This is a genomic window from Neobacillus niacini NBRC 15566 (assembly GCF_001591505.1).
In the GTDB taxonomy this organism is placed as follows: domain Bacteria; phylum Bacillota; class Bacilli; order Bacillales; family Cytobacillaceae; genus Neobacillus; species Neobacillus niacini.
In genome coordinates this window covers 59139-72293 of sequence record NZ_BCVA01000012.1, presented here as the reverse complement: position 1 = coordinate 72293, position 13155 = coordinate 59139, and the positions used below count along the sequence as shown (strand labels likewise).

The following is a 13155-nucleotide window of genomic DNA, read 5'->3' as shown; positions in this document are numbered from 1 at the left end:
ATATCCACTTTCACTTATTCTTCATTTAAATTCATCTTCATAATATTGCGATATTTCGAATCAACCGTCCGCTCTAACTCAAACGGTTCGCCTTCTACGATTGGATAGTTGTCTAAGAACTGTTTTATTTCTTCGATATCGGTACGATCAAGTTCGAATGAAAATATTTGGGTATTCGATTCAACATGCCTGCTATTTCTAACGCCAATAATAGAGGCTCCGACACCTTGTTGACTCAAAATATATTTTGTAGCAATCTGTGAAACCTTAACAGAATGCTTTTTAGCGATTGCTTCCAGCAATACCAACAACTCCTGATAACCATCCCAGCCCAACGTATCTTCAATCACCTGAAAATATTTAACATGTGAGCGCGTTTCGGGTTGAATCGTAGTTTGGCCAATCCATTTTTCAGCTAACAATCCGCCAGATAATGTACCATAGCACAGCAGGGAAATTCCTTTGCTAATACAATAATCTAGTAATTCCTTTTCTGGACGTCGATCAAAAACCGAGTATTGATTTTGACAAGACACAACAGGGATACCGGCATCAACGATTTCGCGCAAATGCTTCGTATCGAAGTTTGTAACCGCAATATTACGGATTTTTCCTTTTTCTTTAAGTTTCAACAGATCCCCAGCTGTCTCTAAATATCCAGGTACACTGTAATCCCACCAATGAAACTGAACAAGATCCAATACATCTCGTTTTTGACGATTGAGGCTTCTGTCAATGATCTTTTCTGTGTAGCTATAATCGACCTCACTAAGCAAATTGATATCCGGTACATACTTGGTATGAATTTGAATATCATGCGGCGAAAGGGTGCTCCCTTCTTTTAATTCCGTTAAAAATTCACCGAGGAGTTCTTCCGTACCCGTATAGATATCTGCACAATCAAAGGTCGTAAATCCTCTTTCCGCCAGCATATGGAATGCCTTCATGACATCTTGCATATCTAACTTTGCCTGTAAGCTATGGCCCTCCGATAACTGCCAACACCCGTTGATCACTCTGCTAATACTATAATCTTTTGCTAATTCTAATCGTTCTGCCATGATGGTTACTCTCCTTTATGTATCGGTTCTATTGTGCATTCTGCATGACTAAAGTCTTGTGTTTCAGTACGAGTTATTTTGAATTTAGCCCCACAGTTTGGATCTGGGCAGGCTATCAAACTATCAGACAACATCCAGTCATTTCTATGTAATGGTCGCTGTTTTGCAGGCAGTAATGGCAAAATAGCGCTTAAGGCATACATGGAAAAAGAATTCGTTTCCGGGAAAATCAGATTTTCCCCTACCACTAAGAAATAGTCACCTTCCTTATGACTGCATACCATTGGTTTATCTGTACCTACCACCTCTACCTTTAAGTTATAGAGCGTAAATTTATCATCCATAGTACCTTTTCCTTTCCATATTTGCTTTTAATATTTATGAGTGAATTTCGCTGTAACGATGATCATCCATAGTCGGAGGATTTCCGGCTAATGTATATAATGGAAGCTTTGAAGCAGATATAAGCGGAGAGATTCCGGGTAACTGCTCTAAATACGGTTGAATAATAGGATTTCGATCATATAACCGGAAAACCTTCCCTTATTATTGATGAAATAAGGCTTTTTTTCGATTTAGTCAGAAATCCTCCGTCTATTTTCAAACACAGTGAAAATCAACCATCAGTTATGAAATTATATAAAAAAACACCTGCCCTCAAATAAAATTCAAGGACAAGTGTTAGCCTGCGGTACCACCTTGTTTGATATGTATCAACATACCCACTCTAGTAGAGTGCTTACACACTCTTAGCCCTTTAACGCTGGCTTTTGCGTCTAAGCTACTAAATCAACGATTTTTCACTTCGCCCTCTGAGGCCCATTTGCTGTTACGTTATCTATCCGGCTTACACCATCCCGGATTCGCTGCGAGAACGTTTAACAGTTTTACTCCCTCGTCTTTGGTTTAAAAAAATGATAACATCCTAGATTTTAAGTGTCAACAGAATAATTCTAATATTAAGATAACTAAACTAATTCTTTCATGTCATCCTAAAAATAAATCTAGCGAATGCCGAGTTCCTAAAAATGAGTAGAATCTTCAATTCCATTAGTGCTGTTTACCTGTCGCGGTAGCTAAAGCTTTAGAATAAATTGCTGTAATTTTCTTCTATAAATATAAAATCCGGCACTTTACTCCACCCGGTTATTTAGGATTGGCTCTGATTCTCAAAATCGTGATTGCATGGGCACGGAAAGGGAAAAGGCAAAAAGCAGGTATTGGTGCTTAAACGAGAGAAACGCTTGGGTTCTATTTGACTAGAAACCAAGCATTTTTTTGTGAACCGATTAAAACAGCCCTTCAAAGCATTTATTATCCGGGTCATCTAACCACGCTTATAAATAAGGAGCCGTTTAAACAGTTACTGAATCAAAATTATTAATGGTAATTTCCCCTACTATTGGATAACAAAGCACCTCTTTATTATTTTTCAGCTGTTCCAAATCCCTTTTCGCTGCTTTAAGGATAAAAATCCCTTCAACTGTTTGATCCACAATGGTTATCCCTTTCGGCACTTTCCACCCCACACCTTGAACGAACCAATACTCTAGTTCCCCTTGCGTTTTCTTGTCGTCCGAAACGAATCCTATGGAATTAGTAATATCACTTAATTGGTTTTGACATACATAAACAAGATCCTCAATTACAGCACTGGAAGTTGGAAACATTCCTGCACCGGGTCCTTGTAAAGTAATGCATCCGACAATATCTGAACAGACATTGACTGCATTTTGCACTCCCTCAACATGATAAAAAGGATGATTTTGATTGACTAAAACTGGTTTAACGACCGCGATGATCTCGCTACCATCACGATTAATTTGGGCGAAATGTTTAAAGCGTAAGCCGTATTTTTCTGCAGCTGCAATTAATTCACTTGTAATAGAGGTTATACCCTGTCTCTGAACCTCTTCCCAATTTGGCTCTTCACCAAACGCAATTCTGCACAATATCATGGTTTTATAAAACGCATCAAATCCTTCAACATCATTTGTTGGGTCTGCTTCTGCATAGCCGTTCTCCTGAGCCTGCAAAAGAGCTTCCGTAAACGACTGCTTTTTCTCACGCATTTCCGTTAAAATAAAATTCGAGGTTCCATTAAGGATTCCTTGAAGTTGAAAGACTCGGTTAACCTTTAACAAAGTCCGGATCGTCTGGATAACCGGGATTCCGCCAGCAACAGTTGCTTCAAATCCAACCGATACATTATTTTTTTCCGCAAGCTTTTGTAATTCCTCCCCATGGTGGGCAAACATCTCTTTATTTGCGGTAATAATATGACATTTTCGTTCTATTGACTTTTTTAAGAAAAGAAATGGGGATTCTTTTCCGACAATTGCTTCTATTACCACATCTAGCTTATCTAGCTTCATAATATCCTCAAAATCAGAGGTAATTAAAATATCGTCTGAAATATTTCTTTTTTTTTCTTGGTCCTTGATAAGAATGGCTGTAACCTCTACTTTTTTACCTAATACCTTCTTAAGTTCAGCTGCGTGAGAATGGATGATTCTGTATACCCCTTCCCCGACTGTCCCAAAGCCTAAAATCGCTATTTTTATTACCGACATCCTCCTACACCCCTTTATAGTAATTGGAAAAAAATAAAAAACCCACTTCATAAGAAGAGGGTTCGCTTCCTCCTCTTATCTTCCAGGTTAAATTTAACCTGCAGGAATTAGCACCTTTTCAAGAATACCTTGAAGGTTGCCGGGCTTCATCGGGCCATGTCCCTCTGCCACTCTGGATAAGAGTATCTATTTACTTGTTAGAATTACCATATTATGACTGTATTCTAAACGAGACCTAAAAAGATGTCAATATATTCAATCAAATTTAAGTATGCTTGTTAATTTCTTCTACTAAACTACCTCCAAGGTTAATTTATCCTTTATTAAATTAAATTTTCCGGATAATCGGCGTTGATTCGTTATAGCTGTGTTGACCTGAGTTCACTTTCACGTGTGCACTACAAAAAGCTAGTGCCTGTTCCAAATCAGCAATAATATCCTTCGAATCCTCCAATCCAACTGAAAGTCTAATTAGACCGTCTGAAATCCCGAACTTCAAACGCTCGTTTTCCGGAATGGAAAAATGAGTCATGGATGCCGGATGTTGCACTAATGTTTCAGGATCGCCCAAACTGAATGAAATCATGGCCAAATTCAATTGATTAATAAACTGCTTTCCGGCTGAAAAACCTCCTCTTACTTCAAACGAAACGATTCCCCCCATACCTTTCATCTGTCTTTTTGCGAGTTGATGTTGCGGGTGGGATCGAAGTCCAGGATAATATACTTTTTGAACAGCCTCATTATTCTCTAAATACTCTGCCACTTTTTGTGCATTGCTGCAATGCTGCTTCATTCTTAAACCCATTGTTTTTAGCCCTCGTAGGATTAAAAAGGACTCCCAAGCATTTAAATTTTGGCCCAAATTACCTGCAATTTTTTCTCGAATAAACGTAATAAGTTTTTTCCTGGCTACCACAAATCCAGCTAGCACATCGCCATGTCCGTTTAAATATTTAGTTGCACTGTGAACCACGATATCCGCTCCAAGCTCCAATGGTTTTTGCAAATACGGAGACATAAAGGTATTGTCAATAATTAGCGGAATCGAATGCAATTTTGAGATTTTCGAGATTGCCTCAATATCCAAAACCGTAAGACATGGATTTGAAGGTGTTTCAATATAGATTGCTTTGGTGTTTTCCTTTATTGAGGCTTGCAAACAATCCAAATTCGTACAATCGACAAAATCAACCGAAATGCCAAAACGGGGTGCCAGTGAGGTTAAAAAATTATACGTTCCGCCATAGACATCTTTGGTTACAACGACATGGTCTCCCCGTGATAAGACAGCCAATAATGCGGAAGAAATAGCGGCCATGCCACTGCTGAGTCCAATACTGTCTTCTCCGCCCTCAAGTTCGGCAATTTTTTGTTCCAATGTTCTCGTTGTTGGATTGCCGTAACGTCCATAATATATTCCCTCTTTTTCACCGGCTACAACCGCCGCCGCCGTCTCTACATCCGGAAATGCATATGCTACGGCCGGAATTACTGCTTGAGATATCGCCCCTGTATTACTATCCGGATATTGAGCCGAATGAATTAATTGTGTGTCCATATCCCAAAAAACTTTTTTTGTCATACATTTTTCGCTCCGTTTCATTTTCTTTTATAGAATTACCGAATCGACCGGATATTTTTTTAGGTCATCTTCCTGTTCAAAGGACACTCCATTAGCTCTAAAGTCTTTACTTAAATACAGTGATGCCATTTCGATCATGCAATCAGTATATGTGGTTTCAATGCCTAATTTTCTTCCCAATTCGGAAATCGCAACGAGCCCATATGGGATATCCTCGGTAATATACCGGTATTCAAATGATTTCGGGGCGATCGATGTCTTGAAGATTGTGCGCAATGCATCTTGTAAATCCAGAAAATCCCTTACGTAATAAGAATTCAAAAGTTCCAAGATACTTACTTCTTTTACCCCCAAGGCTTTCGCAATCAGCAGTCTTTCTTTATCAATATTTTCGATATAGGCAACCGTCAGCCGTGAGGCCCCTTCGTCATAAAATTTAAACTCATCTGCAAAATTTACTCGACTAGCATTAAATAACATAATAGTTGGGTGGATGGTCACATTTGTATTATTTAGTGAGGTCTCCCACACATTTGAGGCAGGTTCCCAACCGGGAAAAAGCCTTCTTAATCGATCAACTAGAGGAATGGCTTGATCTGAGGGAATGGTTCCTAAAGAAATTTTACTTTTAATCCTTCTTACATTGACAATTCCCGTTTCTAGTGACTGACTAACAAACATCATTGCATCTGTTTCCGCAATTACAATATTCTTCATACCTTTAAGAAGATTTTTACATTCGACAGCCCCCCAATACCCAGGGGTAATGATGATCGTCTGTCCATTTACTAAATAAGGTTTCATGCTTTCGAAGACCGGTTTATGCCCGTTCGCAGTGGTACAGATGAAGATGATATCAGCGTCTCTCACAGCTTCAGCCATATCTGTCGTCGCATACACAGAAACCTTTCCGTTCAATTTATTTCTTAACTCAATCCCCTTTTCTAAAAGACACTTCACTTTATCGATATTTCGATCGTACAATTTCACTTCTTCTCCATTCAGCGCAAGATAAGCGGCAAATGTCTGACCGGTATTTCCAGCACCCAAAACTGCAAATTTCACGAATTGTCCGCCTCCATAATGTTTTTTAGTACAATTGTATAATTGTATACAATTAATTAAATGGAAATTGGTTGGTAGAATTTCTTATATTAAAGTTATTATTGTATTTGACTGAGTCAGAATCCAAGAATTTTTTGGAATTCCGAATGATCTCTTTTCTCAGGCTGACTAGCACATTTTTATTGACCGGATAACGAATGACACATCCGGGTGAGAGAATGATTTTGTTTCCGTTGGTGATTCTTGAAACTTCGAGTACTTCGTTTCTTAAATTTGTCATACTTCCATTTGTAATGTGAGCTCTTTGTAAACCACCCACAATCACTTTATCTGGAGCCAATTTAAGCATAGTTTCAATCGTGGGTTCTGTTTCCCAAATATGCCAATTAAGCGCTTGCACTGGATAATTAGCTAAAAGCTTATAAATAATATTAGTACCGTGGATATGCATTACATTAAACCAGGAATGGCTATGAATGGGTTTAAGCACTTTTAAGTCATAAGGGACCCCGAATTCAGCATATTCTTCTTCGGTAAGGAATTCCCTGGTCGCCATCTGATTGGCAAAGTAAACACCGGAGCATCCTTTCCGTAGCGCCTCCAAGGCAAATTCCTTCGTTACATGTGCGATCAAATCCAAGCCAGCCTTGAGTTTCTCCGGATGATGTTTTAGTTGCTGGATGACTTCCGGTCCGCAAAGTTTGTAAGCTGTCGTTAGTGGACTAAATACAGTGGCAATAACTGGAGCTTCTTCTTTTACCATTTTCAAAAGATATTCAAGCGAAAGCAGTTCCCTACCGAACGCTCCTTTTCGAACATCAGGTTCTATCAGATTTCTCCAATCCTCAGGCTTCTGCACCGCATATTTTTTGATTTTTGCAACTCCTCCAAGTGCAATTTCGCTATAATCACATACACAGCCAAAATCTTCAACCGAAAACAACCCATTAGGCATATTTTTTATAAAATCTAGGTCATATGTTTTATAAAATCGAAAGGTTTCCGCAGCTAGTTTTTCGGGTTCCAAATCTACTGACGGCAAATGTGTCCAGAAACTGTATGGAATCCGATCCGCCCTCGCTCCCTGCAGAACCAAACGAATACGCTGCGAGCCTGTTAATGGCATGCTTCTCTCTCCCGTCATAACTTTTTAAATTACCTTATATGTCTTAAAAGCAAGCGGGGCCTTTCGGGACTTTCCGGTAAGCCCCCCGCAATAAACATCAATAAGAGACAAAGAATTACAATTCAAAGTCACCGGTGATAACTGTTCTTTTTTTCTTTTTAATGCCACCAATAATGCTTAAGATCAAGATAATTCCACAAATACTCATTAATACCCCTGAGATAGGTCTCTGAAATAAAATTAATAAACCATTATCAGAGGAAGCGAGCGTTTGTATTAAGGAGAATTCAACCCTTTGACCTAAAATAAACGATAGGATCAGGGCTGCAGTCGGTAATTCCAACTTTTTCATAAAGTAGCCGACAATCCCAAATAGGATCATAATGCCTATATCCCATATACTTCTGTTGACACTGTACACACCAACCAGGGAAATGATGAGTATCAATGGGAAAAGTAATTTATAAGGAATCAAAGCAACCTTTGCCCAAAGTCCTGCCATCGGTAAATTCATAAACAGTAGAATCGCATTGCCTATAAACATGCTGGCAATGACGCCCCATGCAAAATCTGGATTGTTCTGGAACAGAGTTGGGCCTGGTGTTAAACCGTGCATAATGAAAGCGCCTAAAATGACCGCTACCGTTGGAGAACTGGGAATTCCTAATGTAAATAATGGAATAAGTGCTGCGCCGCTAAAGGCGTTGTTGGCGGTTTCGGGTCCAGCAACTCCCTCAATTGCACCTTTTCCAAAACGCGAAGGATCCTTAGCTAGTTTTTTCTCCAAGGAATACGACATAATGGCTGAAATGGATGCACTGGCTCCGGGAATTAAGCCGATCAGCATACCGATCCCTGTTCCCCTGCCAATAGATTTCATAGTAGGTGCCCATTCCTCTCGTGAAGGGAAGAGACCCTTAATTTTTTCTGGCTTATCCAATTTCATTTTACTTTCTGCATTCAACAAAATTTCCGAAATCCCAAATAACCCCATTGCCACCACGACAAATTCAAGCCCATCGAATAATTCCATTTGCCCAAAAGTAAACCTTGGTGCTCCAGATCCGGGATCCATTCCAACAAGGGACAAAAGCAAACCGAGGATGGCGGCAATCAATCCCTTAATTAGCGATTTTCCCATTAGTGCGACTAATAGCAATAAACCAAAAAACATTAAACTAAAGTATTCCGGAGGGCCAAATTGCAATGCGTATTTAGCCAACTTTGGACCCACTAATGCCAGAGCAATAATGGCTACTACTCCTCCGATAAAAGAACCAATTGCAGCCACTCCCAATGCGACACCCGCACGTCCTTTTTTCGCCATTTGGTGTCCATCAATACAGGTGATTACGGAAGCGGTTTCACCGGGAGTATTGATTAATACGGATGTAATTGTTCCTCCATACATACCCCCATAAAAAATTCCGGACAGCATAATAATCGCAGATACAGGTTCCATGCCATAGGTCATTGGTATTAGAATTGCCGTTCCAGCTACCGGCCCTAATCCCGGCAGTACCCCAACAAACATACCAACAGATACACCAATCAAACAGTAAAGAAGATTCTGCAGGGTTAATGCTGTTTCAAACCCTTGAAGAAGTGACATTAGTTCTGCCATGAATACACCTCCTTAAAATCCGAATGCGCTTACAGGTAATTGCACATCTAAAAGACGATCAAATAATCCATACAAGATGATCGATACACCAAAGGAAATAGCTAAATTCACAAACCATCTGTACCCGCTGAATAAAAGTGTGAACAAGAAAATTGTGCTGCTCATAATAAATCCTAAAATTGGAAGTAATATAGTAAATAGTGTCATCGAGATTAAAATTAATAAAATATTTTTTAGTGCTTCTCCCTTAGGTAATCTTTCTTCTTCAGAATCTTCTGAATCTTTATTTTTGAAAGAAACCACAATATACAACAGAGACAGGATCGACAAAATACCAGATAGCCAAACGGGAAAGAAACCTGGTCCTGGTCCAATATCGCTGATGTAGGCCAAATCAAACGAATTAAGTAAAAAAACAAGTGAGAATATCAGGAGAATAACTCCAGCCCAAACGCCTGAATTTATTTTTTTCATAATTTGATTCACCCCTTTTTAGCTAGAATAACACGTTAATAGGAGGGCTAAATAGATCATAAAGACCTTAGCCCCCCATTAAAGAACTACTCAGTTATCCAATCTGGTCTTCTTTAAAATCCGTTTTACCACGGGTTCTTTTTAAACTCTTCCGCAAAGTCTGCAGACATCTTTTCCAATAACGATTTATACTCCTCAGGTCCCATAAAGTCGAGTGGAAGAGCTAATTCTTCGGCTTTTTTCTGGAAATCTGGATCTTCTAAAGTCTTTTTCATTACGTCCGCTAAATATTGAACTTGTTTTGGATCCATATCCTTCGGACCAGCTAAACCTCTCATGGCTATCTGAGTCGTATCGAAGCCGGACTCTTTATACGTAGGAACATCTGGCATCATTTTAATCTTACTTTCTGCTCCTACTGCAAGCACACGTATTGTTTTCTCTTTGTATTGGGTATACACCTCAGAGGCATTTGTAATCTGAATGTCTACGTGTCCACCTAGCAATGCAGTCAATCCAGGGGCAGTCCCTTCGAAAGGTACCTTCTTTAGCTTAACGCCATTCTGTTCCTCCAGCTGTCTCAAGGCAAGATCCTCCGTTGAACCAGGACCGCTGTAGGCAATTTTCAGCTTTTCAGGATTTTTCTTGGCATAATCAACAAATTCTTGGAACGTTTTAAATGGGCTGTTAGGTGCGACAATAAACGTTCCAGGGTCAGTAACAAGGTTGGCAATAGGCGCAAAGTCATCCAGTTTATATTTCACTGCATCTCCGTCTTTTATCGGGTACATGAGGAGCGACGGAGGATTGATCATACCAATTGTATAGCCATCTGTTGGCGCTAGAGCTATTTGTGTAAAACCAATTGCACCACCAGCGCCCGGTTTGTTAACAACAGCAAAACTTGTGCCAGCATATTTTTCAGCGAATTGAAGAACGGTTCTGGCTGCAGTATCCGTCCCCCCTCCAGGGTTGAATGCTACAATCGTTTCAATTGGTTTTTTAGGATAATCCAGTTTCTCTGCGGAAGAGGTCGACGCTTTTTTCGTTCCTTCGCCCGTAGACTTCTGTGTTTGTGCATTACAGCCTGTAAGAATAAGCAAAGTTAAAATGATTACGGCGTTAACAAGTAGCATCAATTTTCTTTTCATTCTAAAAACCCCCTCTTTTTTAATTGCTATTTCTCTTCCAAAATTGCAATCTATCTTTTTTTGTTAACAATGACTCCCCCTTACCTAGTCTGGTAAATTTATAATTAATCCTTCTATTTCAGAAGGAAAAATTCCGAACCTGAATCAAGTCTACATCCCTTTTTTGATAGTTCAGTGTATTTTAATTTGAATTTCGCGTTTGTTTGGCAGTTCATTTTTTTACTTACTCATGTTGTTCTATGTTTTCAATCAAAGTATCTAAGCTGCTAAGGATATGCTTTTGCATTGCAAGCTCTGCACCTTTTACATCCTTTGCAATAATACAATTTAAAATTAGGGCATGTTCTTCTATTACTTTCCCACTTCTATCCTTGCCCCGTTTGGGAAACAATCGCCGGTAACGTAGAATGTGATCGTTAAGCATACTCAATATTTTAACAGTTATTGTATTCTTGCTAATGTCATACAGGCATAAATGAAATTCACTGCCGTAATGCATGATCTCTTGATAATCTCCTTTCTCGGAAGCTTCATTTATCATTTTTAAAACATTCAATAGGTTTTGTACATCCTTTTCCTCTGCTTTTTCGGCTGCTTGTCCCGCTATTAATCCTTCAAGTAAACTTCGAGTGACGAATATCTCCTCTACCTCCTTTTTGGAAATAGGTGCTACTTTCAACCGACCATTTGATTGTCTAACCACCAACTCTTCCATTTCCAACCTTTGCAGTGCCTCACGTAGAGGGGTTCTACTGATTTCTAATTCTTTTGTTAAGGTTTCCTCAACCAAGCTTTGACCTGGTTGTAATTCTCCATTAATAATTTGTTGCTTAATCTCTATATAAGCAAAATCCTTGGAGACCATTCTGGTACGTTGTGACTGTTTATTCATAAAACCACACCTTTTCATATGAAATATCTTAAGTAACTACTAATACATTGAATCCAAATTTAAGAAGTGTATAATTGTATACAATTTAAAGAAAAAAATAAACACAATTAACTTTTCAAATTTATAAGAGTAAGTCCAATTTTAGGAAGTGTATAATTGTATACAATTTAAAGAAAACAAACACAATCAATATTTATTATTTTCTGATTTATAAGAATATTATGTATGATGGCGTTTTCTATGTCAAGAAATAAAAAAATTTTATGATGTTTATATTAATCTTGTTCGGAGGTAGCAGCTGTGACGGTAGTAAAGACATTTTGATGGCTTATGGTGTTGCTAGTCTTTCCCGATGTATCTTGGTTGTTATAGGAAACGATGAAATCGTTAGTTTAATAAAACTAGGGATGAAAATAGCACTAATGACTGAAACGATACTTTTCTTTTCTTGATAAGTCATGATTCACCTCACCGTGTATGATTATTTTTACAGCAAGTTAAACTTGTTATACTAAATGCAAAGTAAACTATACATCAAGTCAAGTACAATTCACAAAAACAGGTAGAATATTGCCTCCATAGGGTATTTCCAGGTCTTGATGAAGTAAGGAAATGAAATTATTTTTACAACAAATCAAAGCAAAGCCCCTTTGATTGGAAATGATCAAAGGGGCTAGGATATCATTCTATAATAAGCTTCAAGTATCTCATTCAAATCACTTCTGACAGTTTCTTCTGTAAAAGAACCGCCGTTAAATATCCCATAAACAGTTGAAAGTCGGTTTATTCCAATAAAATATTTATTTCACCCTATTTTTTATTCATTTCTATTAATTCTTTGGAATATTCCTTTTCCATGATGGCAAGCTTCTCAACTCTTCTTCTAAATTCTACAGCGGTGCTGAACTCAGCCGTTAGAAAAGAATTTATTAATTCTCTCACTAATGCTGGGCCAATAATTTGAGCACCAATGCACATTACATTAACATCATCATGCTCTACACATTGGTGTGATGAATAAATATCATGGCACACAGAGGCACGAATCCCAGGAATTTTATTAGCAGCAATGCTTGCGCCTACTCCCGTTCCGCACACGAGAATTCCTCTTTCCACTTCATTCCTTCGAATCTTTTCACAAACAAGCTTTGTAATATCTGGGAAGTCAACCGGATTCGGATCATAACTGCCACAATCGATTACTTCATGCCCTAACTCTTTTAATACCTCCATTACATACCCTTTCAATGGAAAGCCAGCATGATCTCCTCCAACTGCTATCTTCATTTGTTAACCCATCCTTTTCATTTTTTTAAAATATAGTATTTCGTTTAACTAGAATGTATTTCCTTAAAACACAATTGTCAATAATATTCTGACTATTAGTTAAAATAATATGGGCAATCAAAAGGTGATTCTAATTCTTAGAAATACCATCGCACGGTAATAATTAAAGTCCTGTGTGGTCATACCTATTACTAAGATAGTAAATGTTAATCGGGGTGAAATAGTTCCGTGAACGTCCGTATAAACATATCTCCTCCCTAAATAAAAAAAACAATGCCAATTCTTAGAATAATGGCATTGCTCTTGTTAACATGAAT

12 protein-coding genes and 1 riboswitch are annotated in these 13155 nt (G+C 38.4%); all 12 genes read right to left on the bottom strand.

Going from position 1 to position 13155, the window contains the following annotated elements; all coding sequences use genetic code 11:
* Window positions 1-14: 14 nt before the first annotated feature.
* The 12 genes from BANA01_RS12090 to rpiB all read right to left on the bottom strand — a co-directional run bounded on the left by BANA01_RS12090 (window position 15) and on the right by rpiB (window position 12838).
* Entirely contained in the window at window positions 15-1061 is a 1047-nt protein-coding gene (locus tag BANA01_RS12090) for an aldo/keto reductase (RefSeq protein ID WP_063253305.1), read from the bottom strand.
* A gap of 5 nt (window positions 1062-1066) precedes the next feature.
* Window positions 1067-1405: a TIGR04076 family protein gene (locus tag BANA01_RS12085; RefSeq protein ID WP_063253304.1), complete on the bottom strand. Its 339-nt coding sequence runs from the start codon at window positions 1403-1405 to the stop codon at window positions 1067-1069.
* Between the two features lie 1011 nt (window positions 1406-2416).
* Window positions 2417-3634 carry a homoserine dehydrogenase gene (locus tag BANA01_RS12080; RefSeq protein WP_063253303.1) on the bottom strand — a complete coding sequence of 406 codons (1218 nt, stop codon included), beginning with the start codon at window positions 3632-3634 and terminating at the stop codon, window positions 2417-2419.
* A gap of 72 nt (window positions 3635-3706) precedes the next feature.
* A riboswitch (SAM riboswitch) is annotated at window positions 3707-3817 on the bottom strand.
* Between the two features lie 145 nt (window positions 3818-3962).
* Window positions 3963-5219, bottom strand: a complete 1257-nt coding sequence (locus tag BANA01_RS12075; protein WP_063253302.1) for a trans-sulfuration enzyme family protein — start codon at window positions 5217-5219, stop codon at window positions 3963-3965.
* Window positions 5220-5246: 27 nt separating this feature from the next.
* On the bottom strand, window positions 5247-6284 hold the full coding sequence (locus BANA01_RS12070) for an NAD/NADP-dependent octopine/nopaline dehydrogenase family protein (protein ID WP_063253301.1): 1038 nt from the start codon (window positions 6282-6284) through the stop codon (window positions 5247-5249).
* A 52-nt stretch (window positions 6285-6336) separates the two neighbouring features.
* Window positions 6337-7410 (bottom strand): uroporphyrinogen decarboxylase family protein, encoded by a 1074-nt coding sequence (locus BANA01_RS12065; protein ID WP_063253300.1) that lies wholly within the window; start codon window positions 7408-7410, stop codon window positions 6337-6339.
* A 115-nt stretch (window positions 7411-7525) separates the two neighbouring features.
* Window positions 7526-9034: a tripartite tricarboxylate transporter permease gene (locus BANA01_RS12060; protein ID WP_063253299.1), complete on the bottom strand. Its 1509-nt coding sequence runs from the start codon at window positions 9032-9034 to the stop codon at window positions 7526-7528.
* Window positions 9035-9046: 12 nt separating this feature from the next.
* Complete coding sequence (locus tag BANA01_RS12055; protein ID WP_063253298.1) at window positions 9047-9508, bottom strand: tripartite tricarboxylate transporter TctB family protein; 462 nt, start codon at window positions 9506-9508, stop codon at window positions 9047-9049.
* 125 nt (window positions 9509-9633) lie between these two features.
* Window positions 9634-10659, bottom strand: coding sequence for a tripartite tricarboxylate transporter substrate binding protein (locus BANA01_RS12050; RefSeq protein ID WP_063253297.1), 1026 nt, complete (start codon window positions 10657-10659; stop codon window positions 9634-9636).
* Between the two features lie 223 nt (window positions 10660-10882).
* Window positions 10883-11551: a GntR family transcriptional regulator gene (locus tag BANA01_RS12045; RefSeq protein WP_063253296.1), complete on the bottom strand. Its 669-nt coding sequence runs from the start codon at window positions 11549-11551 to the stop codon at window positions 10883-10885.
* Between the two features lie 328 nt (window positions 11552-11879).
* Complete coding sequence (locus BANA01_RS30580; RefSeq protein WP_268875073.1) at window positions 11880-12011, bottom strand: hypothetical protein; 132 nt, start codon at window positions 12009-12011, stop codon at window positions 11880-11882.
* 350 nt (window positions 12012-12361) lie between these two features.
* Window positions 12362-12838 (bottom strand): ribose 5-phosphate isomerase B, encoded by a 477-nt coding sequence (gene rpiB, locus BANA01_RS12040; protein WP_063253295.1) that lies wholly within the window; start codon window positions 12836-12838, stop codon window positions 12362-12364.
* Window positions 12839-13155: the final 317 nt, after the last annotated feature.